Genomic DNA, 17,767 nt, shown 5'->3' on the forward strand with positions numbered 1-17,767 from the left:
CGGGCTTTTTTATTGGGTTTATGTCAGTAAAATCGTATAATTCGGCCACTTGAAGCTAAAGAAAACGACAAGAATGACTAAACGCTCCATTTATGTTGCCTATACTGGCGGCACCATCGGTATGCAAAAGACCGATAACGGCTTTGTCCCCGTCGCGGGATTCCTGACTCAGTGCGTGCAATCTATGCCTGAGTTTTACCATGAAGAAATGCCGACATTTGTGATCCACGAATACTGCCCGCTTATCGACTCTTCCAATATGGCACCAACCGATTGGCAGATGATCGCCGACGATATACAAGCCAATTACGATAAGTACGATGGCTTTGTAATCCTTCACGGCACAGATACCATGGCGTACACGGCTTCGGCACTGTCGTTTATGCTGCAAGGCCTATCAAAACCTGTGATAGTGACGGGCTCGCAAATTCCCCTCGCCCAGTTGCGCTCAGACGGCCAAACTAATTTATTGAACTCACTCTACATAGCGGCGAATTATCCAGTTGCGGAAGTGTGTTTATTCTTCAATAACAAACTCTTTAGGGGCAATCGCTCGACTAAGGCCCACGCCGACGGTTTCGATGCTTTCGCCTCACCCAACTTCCCGCTACTGCTTGAGGCGGGGATCAAAATCAATCTGCGCGCAGGCAAAATCACGGTCGCCAACGATACCCCATTAGAAGTCGCTCATATCAGCCCACAACCTGTCGGTGTGGTGACCTTGTATCCTGGGATATCAACACAGATTTTTGAGAACATTCTGCAACAGCCAGTTAAAGCCCTCATACTGCTAACATTTGGTGTGGGTAACGCGCCGCAGGATGCCGCCTTACTCAAAACCTTAAGGCAAGCAGATGAACGTGGCATAGTGCTGGTGAATCTAACCCAATGTTTCCAAGGTAAGGTGAATATGGGCGGCTACGCCACAGGCAATGCATTAGCCAAAGCAGGCGTGATCAGTGGCGCCGATATGACCATAGAAGCGGCCTTAGCAAAACTGCATTATTTGCTATCTAAAAATTTGCAGCCAGCTGAGATAAAAGCGGCCATGTTACAAAATCTAGTCGGTGAACTGAGCATAGATTAAAGATAGTGTCTTCTAATCTGTTTGTTGCCCTCAAACGCTAGCAACAAAAAAAGCCCATATTTGATGGGCTTTTTTGATTTAAACTCAGACTAGATTTTAGTTCAGACTTAACAGCACTAAATGAGCGTTTATTTTAAGACTTTTGCGGACCAAGAGTTGCATTGAAGTTATTTGATATCAAATCAATGTTAGCATTGATATCACTAACAAAAGATAAAATGCTAGCTCCCCTTGCCAACCTCAGACTTACACCTAATTCCTAATAAAGCACACCTTGCAAGCCGATCTGCGCGGCCAGTCAGAAATTATAAATCCTGCGCTTTAAAGCCAGCAATCGGCTCACCGCGGAATTGCTTTTTCAGCTCGGCCTTAGACAGCTCATTTATTTTACCGTCAGATGCAATAGTGAAATGCTCTGTTTGCTCAAGCTTACGCGCTTGATACAACATCACCACCTGCAGAGTCGATTCACGCTGAGTCTCACTCAACACAGTACCATCCTCCCACTTACCCAGCTCAGCAGCACTGCGAAGCCTTTCATAAACTTCAATGGGCATTTGATCGATCACTTGATTGATATCCGTCATACACTTTTCCGCTTATGTAACACGATTCTGACTCGTGTAATGAGATAACCTACAAAACCAAACACAAAGCATATTCCGGCGATATTCGCCCGCATACCTTCGGCGGGTTCCCCACCCCAAAACCAAATCACCACACCAGCAATGAACAAGGTCATAGCAACGAAACTCTGATTCATTAAGCTGCTGGACTTTTGAATATGGCTAATGCGCGATAAGGACTCATTGTCGCCATCGGTTTTTGCTTGGCAATGGGGGCATGAAGGCGCTTTGCTCGACATACGTTTACGACACACCGGACATTCAATTAATGCCATATCAGCCTCGCCCTAACGTAACTTATCAACAACGGCGAGCATGGCAATCAGCGATGCTTCACCTAAATAAATACTGCGTTCTGGTGACCAACCCACAAAAGGATCGGCCAGATTGTTATTGTCTTTAAACGGCATCTCAAGGGTATTTGATAAACACTTGAAGGTCTGGGCAACCCAATTAGACGCTACGGTCAGATTCGCTTGGCCTGGCTCATCTTTATCATAGCCAAACTGAGTTTGAAAATCGGCACTGGCTAAGGTCAATGCTTGGCTAAAGTCCGCTTGCAGCTGCACGAGTTTATCATTGTAAGCGGGAACGCCTTCACAACCCGCTAGAAACACATAAGGTAAGCCTTCATCACCATGCACATCATAAAACAGGTCAACACCCGTTTGCTGCATCTTGTTGACGACGTGATATACCTCAGGGCTTTTTTCTAAACTCGGAGTTTGCCACTCGCGGTTAAGATTAATCCCAATCGCATTAGTGCGCAGGTGGCCTCTGACACTGCCATCGGGATTCATGTTGGGGACTATATAGAAATTAGCCTTATCAAGCAGCGCCTTTGCCGTGGGACAGTCATTATCGAGTAAACGATTCACTAGGCCTTCAACTAACCATTCAGCCATCGTTTCACCCGGATGTTGTCTGGCGGTGATCCAAATATTGCGTTTAGAAGGATCGCCATTCCCTACTTTCATCAGAGTAATATCGCGGCCATCTAAGGTCAGGCCTAAATGCTCTAAATTGACATCTGGGTGTAACTGGGCGCCGCTGAGTAAATCTAAATGACGCTCATAGCTGTAGGGTGCAAAGTAAGCGATTTGAATGGCATCGCAATCTAACTCTATGCTAATACTCAGTTTACCGTCTTGATATTGAGTCGGAATACGGAACCAATGCTGGCGATCATAACTGGCCACCGCCTGATAATCTTCCCATCCCTTGGTATAAGAAGCGGTTCCCGCATTGATAATATTCAAGGTGTAATGGTTACCCACCTCACCTTCAAATCGAAAATTGAACCATTGATAAAACTCACCACCCGCATCAGGGCGGATAGCAAGTTGAATATCGTCTTTATTATCAAGATTGACGACTTGGATATTTCCGCCATCAAAGTTGGCACTGATCCGCATAATGATTCCTAATAGGTTGTTAAAACTAAGGGCAATTTAATGGCGTGCGACAGATAGCACACGGCACATTTTATTATATGGCCGATAGAATAAACCAAAACATCCCAAGGGGAAAACGAAAGCCATTAAATTCAGTCAAGACACTTGCAATCGGCCTTTAATTAACCAGTTAACACGCCTAAAATCCACAAAAAAAAGAGCCTTTCGCTATAAATTAATGAAGATATTAGACCATAAAACTATAACCTTGGCCTCGTACTGTATTTATCAAATTACGCGGCAAGCTGATATTGGCTAGCTTGCGGCGAGTGTTACTAATATGCATGTCCAGATTACGGTCAAATCGGCCCAAATCTTTCTGTAGCACTGAGCGCTGCAACTCTTGCTTAGTGATGACTTGGCCTTTTCTTTCAAAAAGATATTTAAATAATTTAAACTCGGTTTGGGTCAAATCGACATAGCGGGTGCCAATAGTGATCCTATAACTCATTTCATCGAAGTTAATCACTTTAGCCGCCACAGTCGCCATTTGCGGCGAGTGAGAGTGACCGGCACAGAGACGCCGCTCTAAGGCTCGTAAGCGGACAAAAATCTCTTTTATGCTAAACGGCTTACTCAGAAAATCATCTGCCCCCAATTCATAACCAGTGATGCGATCATCTTCATTGTCACGTGCTGAAATCATCAGTACCGGCGTTGAACATTCACGCGCTTTTAGCAACTCAAACCCATTCATCTGTGGCATCACTAAATCAAGCACTATGATGTCTGGAGCAAAACTTTCAATGCATGCCAGCCCCTCGATGCCATTAACCGCACACTTAACCTCATGCCCTTGCGTACATAAGGCATCAGCTAACCACACGCTAAACAATGGATCATCATCGACCAAGAGTATTTTACTCATCCTTAAAGTCCAAACGAGAATCTATATCATTTATATTACCATGCGAATCGAGACGACTCTAGCGCTATTACATTAGTTAAGAAGTGTGATGTTGAAAACTGTGAACAAAATACGATATTAACAACCAATCAACGGATGATTAGCGACTCTAAATTCATCTCGTAAACTCCCAATAAAAAAGCGCCCTAAGGCGCTTTTTAGAAACTAAGAGTCTGAACTTAGCTTAGAATTTAACAGTTACACCACCGTAAATCACGCGGCCGACTGTGTCATATACTTGTGGAACTGTACCACCATCGCTACCGTTAGAAACAGTAACTGGTTTTTCATCAGTGAAATTCTTAACGCCTAAACTGACAGTCGTCATATCATTAATATGATAAGTACCAGAAATGTTATGGTACAAAATTGAGTCTACATCAGTACCTTGAGCTAGATCTGTCATTCCGCCGATATAACGATTGAAGTACATAACACTCCAATCATCTTGACCCGCTGACAAGCTAAAGTTGTTACGAACTCGGGCATAAGCACCAAAGTTACCATCAATAGTACCAGTATAGCTTTCACCATCCTGCTCGAAGTTAACTAAGTAAGTTGTGTCATTGTTTAGTTTCCAATCTAAACCAATAAGCTCAAAGCTGTAGGCTAAGTTGAAATCTACACCACTCGTGTCTTGTGTACCCACGTTAGTTAAAGCATTCGTTAAATTATCTAAATCGCCATTAGCGCCGATATTGAAAATTTCACAAGATGCTGCACCTGTTGCATCGCCATCTACTTGGAATCTATGACATGCATCTAGACCTGCTTGAGTGTCCATACGCGCAATAGCGTTATCAACTTTGAAACTCCAGTAATCCAAAGTCACAGACATACCATCAAGATAGCTTGGCGAATACACTAAACCAGCCGTATAAGACTCTGATTCTTCAGGCTTTAAATCTGGATCTGATGTACGATTTACTAAAATTTGTGGATCTTGAGCATTGCCCCATGGATCATCTAAATAATCAAACGAACCTGAGTTACCACCATACAATTCAGCAACACTTGGAGCACGGAAACCAGTAGCCGCTACACCACGAACCATTAACTCATCCGTTGCTGCATAAGTTAAGCCAATCTTCCAAGTGGTTGCTTTACCAAAAGTAGAGTAATCATCTAAACGTAGCGCAAATTCACCCGTTAATTTCTCAGTGAAAGGCACACTTACTTCTTGGAAAATAGAAATAACGTTATAGTTACCATCTGTAGGGTCTTGTTGAGCAGCAGTACTTTCACCAGCAACAACTACAGGATCAGGATTATAAAAACCACTTTCACGACGGTATTCTGCACCAATCGCAAAACCAACGGCACCTGCTTTTAAATCAAACAATTCGCCATTTAAACCAGCAGAAAGTGTTTGTTGCTCATTACCACCATTTGCTTGCTCTGAATAACCGATTTCGTTAATCATTTGCTGTGTTAATGGGGTGCCACTAAACCATGCATTAGGATTTGCATAGATCGAATCAAGCATATCTGATGCATTGATAGAATTATCTACTGCAGTTTTAGCTTGGTTTTTACCATAGGTGTAGGTTACATCCCAGTTCATACCAGTATGAACATCTAAGGTGCCCGCTAAGCCACCTGATAAACGCCAAGTATCAGTATCCTGAGTATAAATACGAGGACCTACATCGTTAGTCCGGCGACGATAGTTAACTAAACCCTTATCATCGGCTTTAATACCTGCTGCGATCATGCCGCTATCAAGCGTTACACATGGAGCTCCGGCTGGAACGCCCGCCGCGCCACAAACATTTAGCATAAGATCAGCGGGTTGAGCAGCCATTTGCTGGTTAGAACGACGGTTGGTATAAATAGCATCTGCAGTTAACACAACATCATTACCTAACTCTTGAGTCATGTTAGCAAATAAACTACGACGTTCACTTGGTGTTTGATAGTAACTATCTTGGGTAAAATCATAACCGTATGAACGGTCTACCCAGTTACCATTGGCATCTTTAATCTTGCCGCCTAAAGTACCTTCAGGGATAAATGAACTTGCACCAGGTTCAGTCCAATCACGGTCACCTTGGATCACGCCACGACGGTCAGAAAAAGCAGCACCAAAGGTGTAATTACCACCATCGGTATTGAAACCGTATAGTGCACTTACGTCGCCATTTTTACCGTCACCCTTGTCAGTGCCACTACCGTTAAAATCGAGCTGGAAACCTTCAAAGTCTTTCTTAGTGATAATATTCACTACACCAGCAATCGCATCAGAACCGTAAACAGCTGATGCGCCGTCTTTCAGAATTTCAACACGTGCAATCATAGCGACTGGAATCGAGTTCAAATCCACTGCACTATCAGCGCCTGAACCTGAGTTAACCATGCGGCGGCCATTCAATAACACAAGCGTACGTTGTGAACCCATACCACGTAAATCAACCTGTGCAACACCGTCAGCACCGTTGTTTGTTGTTGAACCAATTGCCGCACCCGCCATCGAAGTCTGTACTTGCAGCATTTGGTCAACAGAAGTAAAACCTTCCGCTTTAATCGCAGCAGCATCAATAACGGTCACAGGAGATGCTGTTTCCATATCTTGGCGTTGAATGCGTGAACCTGTCACTTCAATACGTTCAACTTTTGCTTTTTCTTCAGCAGCAAATGCGCTTGACGTAACAAATGCACCAGTAGTGATAGATGCAACGATAGCTAAGTTAATAGCTGACGCTACTTTAGTTCTTTTGATCATGTATGAATGCTCCCTAGATCTTACTATTATTTTTATGCTTACAGCTTGTACAGCTATTGCTGTACTAGTGTTGCACCTGATACTGAGGATTCACTTTAACTCCGTCAATGCTCAAAATTTTAACCAATAAAAACATATTGTTAATTATTATGATTTACTTGGTTAATTAATTTGGATGTTATTTTTTAACGCCCTTATTTAACACACTTATACAGAGTTAATCACCACGAGATGGATATTAAGCAGGCTTTAAAACTGTTAACGAGAAACATAAGCGCAACATTTTGCACATTAAAAAATGTGATGCAGATCACGCTTTAGAATCCTTATTAAAGTTATCTAGAAGAACAGTGTATTGATTAACTATTGTTAAATCTGCATATCTAGCAATATCCACAAATAGCCAAAGCGCTAAAATACCGATAAACATAGATAAATTGCATTAAAACAGAGATACATCATGTATCAATTGTGCTAATTATGCATTTTAACAACGTCTAAAATTATGGTTTAACAATTAAGGTACAAATAATTCTACACGCCTTTGAAATGACTATTTGTTACTGATCTTGCTTATTAATTTTGAATATAAGTATTAGCTTCCAATCCCCCTAAACACTCACTATTTCTTATTCCTAAATAAATGACTTACACCTCATACGGACCACATTCAAGGACAAATTTTCTTTATAAAAAAAGCGACCACTTAGGTCGCCTCTTAGAGTCTGTATCATCAAAATGATGATTACTCGGGTTTGATCAACTCAAAATGTTGATATGCCCGTGCGGTTGCAATACGGCCGCGGGGCGTGCGTTGGATAAAGCCTTGCTGGATCAAAAAGGGCTCTAGCACATCTTCAATAGTTTCGCGTTCTTCGCCTATGGCTGCTGCTAAGTTATCGAGTCCAACTGGGCCACCCATAAACTTATCGATAATGGCGAGTAGTAACTTGCGGTCCATGTAATCGAAACCTTCATTATCGACATCCAGCAAGTCTAGTGCATGATCGGCAACAAACTTAGTGACAGCGCCATCATGCTTCACCTGCGCGTAATCCCGCACGCGGCGAAGCAGTCGGTTAGCTATCCGCGGTGTACCACGTGAACGGCGTGCGATTTCAAATGCACCTTCAGCATCAATATCCAGTTCCATCACCTGCGCCGAACGCGTGACTATGGTGCTTAAATCTTTGATATTATAGAATTCAAGCCGTAGCGGGATCCCAAAACGCGCCCGAAGTGGTGAAGTCAAAGCCCCTGCCCGTGTTGTCGCCCCCACTAGAGTGAACGGCGGTAAATCAAGCTTGATAGAACGTGCCGCTGGCCCTTCACCTATCATGATATCCAGCTGGTAATCTTCCATCGCTGGATACAAAATCTCTTCTACCACTGGGCTTAATCGGTGGATTTCATCGATGAATAACACATCACCGGATTCGAGATTGGTCAAAAGTGCGGCGAGATCGCCCGCTTTTTCCAGCACAGGCCCCGAGGTGGATTTAATGTTCACCCCCATCTCGTTCGCCACAATCATGGCTAAGGTGGTTTTACCCAATCCCGGCGGACCGTAAATCAACATATGATCTAAGGCTTCATTACGATTCTTTGCCGCTTGAATAAACACCTTAAGCTGTGCCCGAGTATCATCTTGACCCGTGTATTCATCGAGCATTTTAGGACGCATCGCCCTGTCGATGGATTCATCTTGAGCTTGGATCTGCGGCTGGATGAGTCTGTCTGCCTCAATCATTGTTATTCCTTATCGCAGCTTTCATCTTAATTATCATCATTGTTCAATTAAAGCATCGATTTAAGGGCGGCTTTGATCAGAGTTTCTGAATCCATGCCCTCTTTGTAGGCTGCAGAAACCGATTTGCTCGCCTGCGGTGGTTTATAACCCAGCGAAATTAAAGCTGAAATAGCATCTTCTTCGGCGCTATTGACTGTCGGTGCGGGTGAGTAATTGGATTGCAGCACGAACTCACGCTCTGAGCCTGCTGAGGCTTCCATCAAGCTCTTGAGCTTATCGCGCATTTCTACCAGTAACCGCTCGGCGGTCTTCTTACCAACACCAGGTAATTTCACTAAGGTCACTATGTCATCGCGCTCAACGCAGCCCACAAATTCTCCGGCTGTCATGCCTGATAAAATGGTCAGTGCGAGCTTGGGGCCGACACCATTGGTCTTGATCAGTAAGCGAAATAACGCCCTTTCCTGCTTAGTGATAAAACCATAGAGAAGCTGTGCATCTTCACGCACCACAAAGTGGGTGTAGACCATAGTTTCATGATTAACTTCAGGCAGCTCATAAAAGCTAGTAAGCGGCATCTGCAACTCGTAACCAACACCATTAACATCGATCAAAATTTCTGGTGCTTGTTTCTCAACGAGCACGCCCCGTAAACGACCTATCATCTGTACCGTCCGTATGTTCTTGCCGTTGCCCGGCCACTCAATGCAATTAAACTCTGGCTGGTGTGATAATGACACACAGCAACACCGAGTGCATCTGCGGCGTCAGCTTGTGGGGCTGCAGGTAATTTAAGTAGTTGTTGGATCATGTGTTGTACTTGGGCTTTCTGCGCTCGCCCCGTACCCACGACAGCGCTTTTAATTTGAGTCGCACTGTATTCAGCCACAGGTAAATTGGCAACTGTGGCAGCAACAATGGCCGCCCCGCGTGCTTGGCCTAACTTGAGCGCAGAATCGGCATTTTTTGCCATAAATACGCGCTCAATCGCAAATTCGTCCGGTTGATACTGACGAATAATCTCAGTGATCCCATCAAAAATTTGCTTTAGCCTACCAGGAAGCTCTTCAGACGAAGTGCGAATACAACCACTGCCGAGGTAAATCTGATGCCGTCCCTGACATTGGATCACGCCGTAGCCTGTGATCCGTGAACCAGGGTCAACACCTAAAATAATTGCCATTCAATACCTTATTTGGGATCTACATTTGCGTCCCTGTTCCTACGTTAGCGTTTGCGAGCTGAAATGGGCTTCAATTGACGCCCCAATTCAGCTCACAGTCAATCTAGCCTAGGCTTGCCATCACATCATCGGAGATTTCCGCATTATGATACACCTCTTGCACATCATCGTGATCTTCAAGGGTGTCGATAAGGCGCATAAATTTTTCGGCGGTGTCTAGATCAAGCTCAGCTTTCGTCGAGGCTATCATCGCGATTTCGGCATTATCCGCCACAAAATGGGCGTTATCGAGCGCCTCTTTCACCGTATAGAAATCAACGGGATCAGTAAACACATCCACCGCGCCATCATCATAGCTGACAATATCTTCCGCGCCCGCTTCAAGCGCCGCTTCCATCAATGCATCTTCATCAGTTCCCGGCGCATAGGATAACACCCCACGCTTAGTGAACAGATAAGAAACCGACCCATCCGTGCCTAAGTTACCGCCCGATTTACTAAACGCATTACGTACACCACTCACAGTACGATTACGATTGTCCGTCATGGTTTCAACCATCACAGCGGTGCCGCCTGGGCCATAACCTTCATAGAGAATGGTTTCGAGTTGCTGGCCTTCTAATTCACCGGCGCCGCGTTTAATCGCACGCTCAACCGTGTCTCGGGTCATATTGCCACCGAGGGCTTTATCAATGGCGACACGTAATCGTGGATTAGAGTCGGGATCTGAGCCACCTTCACGGGCAGCAACGGTTAACTCGCGAATGAATTTAGTAAAGAGTTTACCGCGTTTAGCATCTTGAGCCGCTTTACGGTGCTTAATGTTGGCCCATTTACTGTGACCTGCCATGGGAAGTCTCCTCTACTTAGGTATCATCTAGGTGCCATCGCAAAGCTTATCAAGAGCCGAAGGTGGAATAAGACTAAATAACGGCTATTTACTTAAAGGATTGAACTAACAGATATTGATAAGCGGTGGAATGACGGTTCACTAAAACAAACCGAGGCTCATGCCTCGGTTTTCGGTACGACTAAAAATAACTGATAAGGGTTAACCCAAATCGACTTACACAAAAACGAGTTACACTAAAACGATTTACATAATGTCGATTTGAATAAGGTCGATTTACAAAAGTCGCCTTACAAAGCCCTCTTACAAAAGATCAGTCTTCAGCTTTAACAGCTTTCTCAACCACGGCAATACCAAGTTCAGCTAATTGCTGCGGATTGGCAAAACCAGGCGCGTTAGTCAGCGGACAAGCGGCAGTGGTGGTTTTCGGGAACGCCATCACATCACGGATTGAGCTTGCGCCCGTCATCAGCATGATGATGCGGTCTAAACCAAACGCTAAACCAGCATGTGGCGGTGTACCGTAACGTAACGCTTCTAACAGGAAGCCGAATTTCTCTTTAGCTTCATCGTCAGTAATACCCAGAATACGGAATACCGCAGACTGCATTTCTTGGTTGTGGATACGTACTGAACCACCGCCTAATTCGCAGCCGTTTAATACCATATCGTAAGCATCAGAAACGCGATTTGCTGGGTTAGCTTCAAGTTCAGCTGCTGTTACGCCGCGCGGTGCGGTGAACGGATGGTGAACCGCGTGGAAGTTGCCGTTGATTTTCTCAAACATTGGGAAGTCAACTACCCACAGTGGACGCCATTCACCTTGCAATAAGCTGAAATCTTCGCCCGCTTTAAGACGCAGTGCGCCCATAGATTCGGCAACCACAGTCGCCTGATCTGCACCAAACAGGATAATGTCACCAGTTTGCACGCCAGTGCGGCTCACGATTTCATTGACTATGCTTTCGTTTAAGAATTTCAGCACAGGTGATTGAATGCCTTCTAAGCCAAGGCTTAGGTCATTAATCTTCATCCACGCTAAGCCTTTAGCGCCATAGATGCCAACAAACTTAGTGTAATCATCGATTTGCTTACGAGACAGTGCAGCGCCGCCCGGAATACGCAGTGCAGCAACACGACCTTCTTCATCGTTCGCAGGACCAGAGAATACCGCAAATTCCACTTCTTTGAGTAAATCGGCAATGTCCACCAGCTCTAATGGGTTACGTAAATCTGGCTTATCTGAACCAAAACGACGCATCGCTTCGTTGTAGGTCATGCGCGGGAACTCGCCGAGATCGACGTTCAGCATTTCAAGGAACAGACCACGCATCATCTCTTCGGTTTTCGCCATCACTTGCTCAGAGCTCATGAAAGACGTTTCGATATCGATTTGGGTGAATTCTGGCTGACGGTCGGCACGTAAGTCTTCATCACGAAAGCATTTTACGATTTGATAGTAACGATCAAAGCCTGACATCATCAGCAACTGTTTAAACAGCTGTGGTGATTGTGGCAAGGCAAAGAACTGACCTTTATAAGTACGGCTTGGTACTAAATAATCGCGGGCACCTTCTGGGGTTGCCTTGGTCAGGATCGGTGTTTCTATGTCTAAGAAACCGTTTGAGTCGAGGAAACGACGCACAGAACTGGTGACTTTAGCGCGGAAAATTAATCGCTGCGCCATTTCTGGACGACGTAAATCTAAGTAACGATACTTAAGACGTTGCTCTTCGCTGTTGTTCTGGTAGTTATCCATGCTCAATGGCAGTGGATCGGCAGCATTGATAATCGTCAAGGCTTGACCTAAGACTTCAATCTCACCCGTCTTCATTTGACCATTGACTTGGCTATCAGGACGGGCACGAACTAAGCCTTTGACCTGAACGCAAAATTCGGCGCGCAGCGTGCTAGCGACATTGAACACCTCAGGTAAGTCTGGATCATAGACCACTTGGATGAGACCTTCTCTGTCTCTTAAATCTAAAAAGACAACGCCACCCAAATCACGGCTACGATTAACCCAACCTACCAAGGTAACTTCTTGTCCAACGTGAGACTTATTGACGTCTCCACAATAATGACTGCGCATCTAACTCTATCCTTTATCCGGAAACCGGTGCTTTGGAAATAATCAAAACGAGATAAAAGCGGCATTATAGTAAAATAATGCCGATTACCAAAGTACTTCACACTTAGGCGGTGAAGTATCAAACAGTTTTACGCCCTTGACTAGAGGCGAACGCACTATCTGAGCATGAGCGTTCAAAAAAACATCAAGCTGAGCGATAACAACGCCCGCCGCTACTTTTTGCTTGGTACATCAGCTGATCGGCTTTTTTCAACAAACCTATCGCGGTGTCACCATCGCGGGGGTAAATCACCACGCCGATACTAACGGCTATGCTGACACTGACGCCTTGAATAAGCAAAGGGCTCGACAGTGCCTGTAGAATATTATCAGCAACTTGGGTAACGGCATCGAGATCTTGCACACGATTTAGCAGGATAACAAACTCATCGCCGCCAAATCGCGCAACGGTATCTGATCCACGGATAACCTTGGTTAACTTTTGGGCGACCAGTACCAGTAATTCATCGCCAATGGGATGACCGTGTTGGTCATTGATTTGTTTAAAACCATCGAGATCGATGAATAACAAAGCGAAATGTGCCTGTTCTCTGCGATGAGATAGCAAAGCTTGGGTTAGTCTGTCATCAAGTAAGGCACGATTGGGCAACTGAGTTAAAGCATCATGATTAGCCACATGCAGCAAACGTTTTTCTGCCACCAATCGCTGGGTGATCTCACGATTTAAGCGGCGATTCACTAACAACACAGCCACCATCACTAAGCACAAGATTATCACACCAAACACGATATAACGCAGCCATTGCAGATATTTAGCACTCTCTGTCGCCACAGAAAATGACACCCAGCGCGTATATATTTTTTGCTGATGTTGAGCATCAACCAAAGCCAAAGCTTTATTAATCAGCGGCACCAGCGGCGCAAATTGAGGATAAACACCAATATGACTATGCTGATCGGCGAGATCACTGAGCAGCGACATTTTTAGTGTCGGATAGTGGCTGGTTTTAAGCTCAGAAGCTAAAGTCACCACTTTATCGATAAACACATCCGCATTGCCATTCGTCACGGCCGCTAATCCGGCCTGCGTATTTGGCACTATGACTAACTTGAGCGAAGGCTCCAGACTCATCAATTGCGCCACCAAATGATATCCCTCAACCACAGCCACCCTTTGACCTGCGAGCTGAGCAATATTAAAAACCGAGACTTGTTCCAGTTGCGATACTAAGGCCCACGGCGATGGCCAATAGGCTTCACTAAACGCTAAACGCTGCTGGCGCTCCGCCGTTTGCGCGACACTGCCGGCTAAACTCACCTCGCCCTTTTGCAACGCCTCGATTAACGAATGCCAATCATCAAAGGCAACGGGCGTGAGCTTAAGTTTGAGTTGTTCCTTGAGCAATTTGACGATATCGCTATTGATCCCCGCAAACTCACCCTGTTCATCCATAAACTCCATCGGTGGCCATTGCTTTAAATAACCGACTTTGAGTTCGCCTACACTTTCCACATAGGCCTGTTCTGCGGGGCTTAGGCTGACATGGCGCTCAGCTTGGGTAAAAACATGATCTTTAGGATTGAGCATCCATTTATGTTCAATCTCAGCAAATTCTTGATTGCTAATACTGTTAAACCCATTGGCTATCCTCTGTGTAAGGCCAGCATCATCGCTACGGGTCAGCACATAAATGTTGGTGCTAAATTCGAGATCAGGATACTGGCTAAAGTCAGACCAGCCTTTATTGAGCAGTAAATAATGGGATGTCCATGCACCCGCGGCGATAAAACCGACAACTTCTCCAGACCTCGCCCCCGCCACCATGGCATCCATACTGTCGTAATAACGCAGTGACACTTGGGGTAATGCTTTACGCAAATCCACTAAATAAGGCGCTGTCGGCACCACACCAATACGTTTACCTTTTAAGCTGTCTAAATCGGTTAACTGTTGCTGATAGAGAAAGAGTCGACTCTTCACCGTATATAAATGCCAAGCCTGAGTAAGGCCCGTTTTAACATCATCACTTTCAGGATAACCTATATGGGTATCGGCGAGACCACGACGAACATCATCCACGCTGGAGTTCATATCACCAGAAATAAAATCAACGGCAATACCCGTTTTCTCAGACCACAGTTGCCACATGTCCACATACAAACCATGGGGTAAACCATCGACCCCTAAGTCCACAAAAGGCTCGACGCCCAGTTGCATCGAAATAACGAGTCCAGCTTGTTGACGTTGATAGCCAAGCCAACGTCGCTCCGTTTGCTGAATAAAGTGCGCATCGAGCGCAGTGAAACCTTTATTGATTTTATCGACTAATGCAAGATTGCCCTTTTGAACTGCGGGTACAAACTGCATCGCCTTAATTTGAAGGCGGGCAGTATTGGGAAAGTTTGCGGCAATCTCTTGGGATGAGTCGGGATCTTTCAAATAGCCTTCTAACCCCGCAAAGACTACGATCTCGCCCGCGGCGACCCCTGCCAATAATTTCTCACGACTTTCGTAGCGTTTAAACACAAGCTGCGGTTCGATACGGTGTAATTCCGCTTCATGGGATGAAGCCGCTACCACACCAATTTGAAAGGGGATCAGTTCTTTGATGGATTTTTTGCCCTGCAAGGATTTATGCAAATACAAAAAAGTACCCACATCCGCAATGGGCACTGCAAAATCAAATTCTTGCTCTCGCTCTGGGGTTTTCCCCATGCCGATATGCACTTGCGCCTTACCTTGCCGCAGTTGATCAAGGGACTCATGCCAGTGGCGCGCCACAAAAACCACTTGGGTATGGCTGTGTTTAGCCCACTCTTTCCATAAATCAACCAGTAATCCAGTCGGCTCGCCATCGTTGTCGACATATTGATAGGGAAAGCTATCCTCACCCATAACGATGATTAATGGCTCAGAGGACAACGGACTTGCCTGCCCTGTTATGCTCAAAAAACAGCTGCACAAGATCACAATTAAGTGGATCACAAACTTCAAGTTGAGCCCTTAGTACTTGATGTACATGTAACGATTTTGTTATCTATTAAGTATTAGACAAAAATTTATCGCAAATTACTAGCATGAGACTTGCTGCTAATCGCTCTGATTCGTTAAAATGCACAGTTGAATTCCCATGAAAAATCTCAGATGAACGTTTCTCAAGACACTATCTACGCTCAAGCGAGCGAGCATATTAGCGATTTCCAGTTTGATAACCGTGTAGCAGGCGTATTCAGTGACATGATCCGCCGCTCAGTGCCTGGATATACGCAAATTATCAATACCATAGGCGATTTTGCAGATCGTTTCGTCATGCCAAATACTCAAATTTACGATTTGGGTTGCTCACTCGGCGCCGCGACCTTAAGTATTCGTCGCCAAATCCAAGGCCGCCAATGTCGCATTATTGCTGTAGATAACAGTGAATCTATGGTCGCACGCTGCCAAGAGAACCTGAATGCCTATGTCAGCGATACGGATGTCGATCTGGTTTGCGGTGATATCCGCGATATTGATATTCAAAATGCGTCATTGGTGGTGCTCAATTTTACATTGCAGTTTTTACCGCCAGAAGACAGAGAAACCCTGATAGCAAAGATTTATCAAGGTCTGAATCCCGGCGGGATATTAGTGCTGTCAGAAAAAATTCGCTTCGAAGATGCTCCTATCCAAACCTTATTGGAAGAGCAACATTTGGACTTTAAACGCGCTAATGGTTACAGCGAACTTGAGATCAGCCAAAAACGCAGTGCGCTGGAAAATGTCATGAAGCCAGACACCTTAACCACGCATCAACAACGACTCACCAGCCAAGGCTTTAGTCACTTTAGTCTCTGGTTCCAATGCTTTAACTTTGCTTCTATGGTGGCCATCAAGTGATCAGCTTTAGCTCGTTTTACCAACAAATCGCCGATTCGAATCTACAGCACTGGCTCGAAACCCTGCCGAGCATTTTAGGCAAGTGGCAACGAGATCATAAACACGGCAACCTGCCAAAGTGGGAAAAAGTGCTCAACAAGCTGCACTATCCAGCACCCGACCAAGTGGATTTTGTTGATAGCGTGACCGTCGGTAGCGGCGAGCAACTCAGCCCTGGTGAAAAAGAGAAGCTTGAAAACCTACTGCGTCTGTTTATGCCATGGCGTAAAGGCCCCTTCCACATTCATGGCATCCATATCGATACCGAATGGCGCAGTGACTGGAAATGGGACCGCGTTAAGCAACATATTTCGCCGCTGAAAAACCGCACTGTGCTCGATGTCGGTTGTGGCAGTGGTTATCACATGTGGCGCATGTTGGGCTCAGGTGCTAAACGTGTCGTCGGTATCGACCCTTCGCCGTTGTTTTTATGTCAGTTTGAAGCCGTCAAACGTTTAGCGGGCACACATCATCCTGTGCACTTGTTGCCTCTTGGCATTGAAGAGCTGCCACCGCTCGATGCATTTGACACGGTTTTCTCCATGGGCGTTTTATATCACAGACGTTCGCCTATCGATCACTTGTTACAGCTGCGTGATCAATTGCGCACCGGTGGTGAGCTCGTGCTAGAAACCTTGGTGATAGATGGCGACGAAAATGCCGTACTCATGCCTCAAGATAGATATGGCAAAATGAATAATGTATGGTTCATTCCGTCCGTTGCCGCGCTCATGCTCTGGTTAAAGAAGTGTGATTTCACTGATATCCGTTGTGTCGATACCGATGTCACAGCCCTTGCCGAGCAACGCCGTACCGACTGGATGCCCAACGAATCACTGGTTGAATACCTAGATCCTAACGACATCACCAAAACGGTTGAAGGTTATCCTGCGCCCAAACGCGCCACGATTATCGCAGTGAAAAATCAACCTAATCAGGATTTAAACTAACCTTTTCAGTCTGAAGTAAGCGAATATCAGTCATTGCGTCCTCAAGGTTTGAGTTAGTAATGGCTGATATCAAAAGCCGAAAGATCACCATTCATCTAATTATCTGGAATATGTAAGTGTTCAGCAGCTCAGTGTAACTCCTTCCTTGAATAGCAATACATTGGCGACTCCCACCCTTATCGTTGACATCCAGAACAGAACAGGGTTTCATGCATAACAATGACTTGAAG

14 protein-coding genes are annotated in these 17,767 nt (G+C 45.2%); 3 read left to right on the forward strand and 11 right to left on the reverse strand.

Annotated elements, in window-relative coordinates; genetic code table 11:
• The first annotated feature begins 73 nt into the window (after positions 1-73).
• The gene (gene ansA, locus L5L91_RS09010) at positions 74-1,087 is read left to right on the forward strand and encodes an asparaginase (RefSeq protein WP_006086774.1); all 1,014 of its coding nucleotides are present in this window, start codon (positions 74-76) and stop codon (positions 1,085-1,087) included.
• A gap of 305 nt (positions 1,088-1,392) precedes the next feature.
• Here ansA and L5L91_RS09015 read toward each other — a convergent pair whose 3' ends face one another.
• The 11 genes from L5L91_RS09015 to L5L91_RS09065 form a co-directional block, all read right to left on the reverse strand.
• Positions 1,393-1,674, reverse strand: a complete 282-nt coding sequence (locus L5L91_RS09015) for a YeaC family protein (protein WP_028759859.1) — start codon at positions 1,672-1,674, stop codon at positions 1,393-1,395.
• Positions 1,671-1,988, reverse strand: a complete 318-nt coding sequence (locus L5L91_RS09020; protein ID WP_028759858.1) for a hypothetical protein — start codon at positions 1,986-1,988, stop codon at positions 1,671-1,673. The genes L5L91_RS09015 and L5L91_RS09020 overlap by 4 nt, the downstream gene beginning before the upstream one ends.
• Positions 1,989-2,000: 12 nt before the next feature.
• Complete coding sequence (locus L5L91_RS09025) at positions 2,001-3,128, reverse strand: M14-type cytosolic carboxypeptidase (RefSeq protein ID WP_198573167.1); 1,128 nt, start codon at positions 3,126-3,128, stop codon at positions 2,001-2,003.
• Positions 3,129-3,354: 226 nt separating this feature from the next.
• Positions 3,355-4,035: a response regulator transcription factor gene (locus L5L91_RS09030; RefSeq protein WP_028759856.1), complete on the reverse strand. Its 681-nt coding sequence runs from the start codon at positions 4,033-4,035 to the stop codon at positions 3,355-3,357.
• A gap of 223 nt (positions 4,036-4,258) precedes the next feature.
• A complete protein-coding gene (locus tag L5L91_RS09035; RefSeq protein WP_173244727.1) occupies positions 4,259-6,796 on the reverse strand; it encodes a TonB-dependent receptor plug domain-containing protein in 2,538 nt (845 codons plus the stop codon).
• Positions 6,797-7,541: 745 nt separating this feature from the next.
• Positions 7,542-8,546 carry a Holliday junction branch migration DNA helicase RuvB gene (gene ruvB, locus L5L91_RS09040; RefSeq protein ID WP_028759854.1) on the reverse strand — a complete coding sequence of 335 codons (1,005 nt, stop codon included), beginning with the start codon at positions 8,544-8,546 and terminating at the stop codon, positions 7,542-7,544.
• A gap of 47 nt (positions 8,547-8,593) precedes the next feature.
• Positions 8,594-9,211: a Holliday junction branch migration protein RuvA gene (gene ruvA, locus L5L91_RS09045; RefSeq protein ID WP_006081742.1), complete on the reverse strand. Its 618-nt coding sequence runs from the start codon at positions 9,209-9,211 to the stop codon at positions 8,594-8,596.
• Entirely contained in the window at positions 9,208-9,729 is a 522-nt protein-coding gene (gene ruvC, locus L5L91_RS09050; RefSeq protein WP_006081743.1) for a crossover junction endodeoxyribonuclease RuvC, read from the reverse strand. The genes ruvA and ruvC overlap by 4 nt, the downstream gene beginning before the upstream one ends.
• Before the next feature lie 103 nt (positions 9,730-9,832).
• Positions 9,833-10,579: a YebC/PmpR family DNA-binding transcriptional regulator gene (locus L5L91_RS09055; protein WP_263161329.1), complete on the reverse strand. Its 747-nt coding sequence runs from the start codon at positions 10,577-10,579 to the stop codon at positions 9,833-9,835.
• Positions 10,580-10,892: 313 nt separating this feature from the next.
• Positions 10,893-12,671: an aspartate--tRNA ligase gene (gene aspS, locus L5L91_RS09060; protein WP_219250844.1), complete on the reverse strand. Its 1,779-nt coding sequence runs from the start codon at positions 12,669-12,671 to the stop codon at positions 10,893-10,895.
• Between the two features lie 184 nt (positions 12,672-12,855).
• The gene (locus L5L91_RS09065; RefSeq protein WP_263236148.1) at positions 12,856-15,666 is read right to left on the reverse strand and encodes a transporter substrate-binding domain-containing protein; all 2,811 of its coding nucleotides are present in this window, start codon (positions 15,664-15,666) and stop codon (positions 12,856-12,858) included.
• A 150-nt stretch (positions 15,667-15,816) separates the two neighbouring features.
• On the opposite strand from L5L91_RS09065, the gene cmoA reads away from it, so the two are divergent.
• Together cmoA and cmoB are read left to right on the forward strand one after the other, a co-directional pair.
• The gene (gene cmoA, locus L5L91_RS09070) at positions 15,817-16,548 is read left to right on the forward strand and encodes a carboxy-S-adenosyl-L-methionine synthase CmoA (protein WP_006081747.1); all 732 of its coding nucleotides are present in this window, start codon (positions 15,817-15,819) and stop codon (positions 16,546-16,548) included.
• The gene (gene cmoB, locus L5L91_RS09075; RefSeq protein WP_263236150.1) at positions 16,545-17,537 is read left to right on the forward strand and encodes a tRNA 5-methoxyuridine(34)/uridine 5-oxyacetic acid(34) synthase CmoB; all 993 of its coding nucleotides are present in this window, start codon (positions 16,545-16,547) and stop codon (positions 17,535-17,537) included. Before cmoA ends, cmoB begins: the two co-directional genes overlap by 4 nt.
• Positions 17,538-17,767: the final 230 nt, after the last annotated feature.

The sequence above is a fragment of the Shewanella sp. SM55 genome, from assembly GCF_025654025.1.
Taxonomy (GTDB): Bacteria; Pseudomonadota; Gammaproteobacteria; order Enterobacterales; family Shewanellaceae; genus Shewanella; species Shewanella oncorhynchi.

Coding starts and splice junctions, on each gene's coding strand:
- ansA (WP_006086774.1), top strand. CDS start 74: ATGACTAAACGCTCCATTTATGTTGCCTATACTGGCGGCACCATCGGT.
- L5L91_RS09015 (WP_028759859.1), bottom strand. CDS start 1,674: ATGACGGATATCAATCAAGTGATCGATCAAATGCCCATTGAAGTTTAT.
- L5L91_RS09020 (WP_028759858.1), bottom strand. CDS start 1,988: ATGGCATTAATTGAATGTCCGGTGTGTCGTAAACGTATGTCGAGCAAA.
- L5L91_RS09025 (WP_198573167.1), bottom strand. CDS start 3,128: ATGCGGATCAGTGCCAACTTTGATGGCGGAAATATCCAAGTCGTCAAT.
- L5L91_RS09030 (WP_028759856.1), bottom strand. CDS start 4,035: ATGAGTAAAATACTCTTGGTCGATGATGATCCATTGTTTAGCGTGTGG.
- L5L91_RS09035 (WP_173244727.1), bottom strand. CDS start 6,796: ATGATCAAAAGAACTAAAGTAGCGTCAGCTATTAACTTAGCTATCGTT.
- ruvB (WP_028759854.1), bottom strand. CDS start 8,546: ATGATTGAGGCAGACAGACTCATCCAGCCGCAGATCCAAGCTCAAGAT.
- ruvA (WP_006081742.1), bottom strand. CDS start 9,211: ATGATAGGTCGTTTACGGGGCGTGCTCGTTGAGAAACAAGCACCAGAA.
- ruvC (WP_006081743.1), bottom strand. CDS start 9,729: ATGGCAATTATTTTAGGTGTTGACCCTGGTTCACGGATCACAGGCTAC.
- L5L91_RS09055 (WP_263161329.1), bottom strand. CDS start 10,579: ATGGCAGGTCACAGTAAATGGGCCAACATTAAGCACCGTAAAGCGGCT.
- aspS (WP_219250844.1), bottom strand. CDS start 12,671: ATGCGCAGTCATTATTGTGGAGACGTCAATAAGTCTCACGTTGGACAA.
- cmoA (WP_006081747.1), top strand. CDS start 15,817: ATGAACGTTTCTCAAGACACTATCTACGCTCAAGCGAGCGAGCATATT.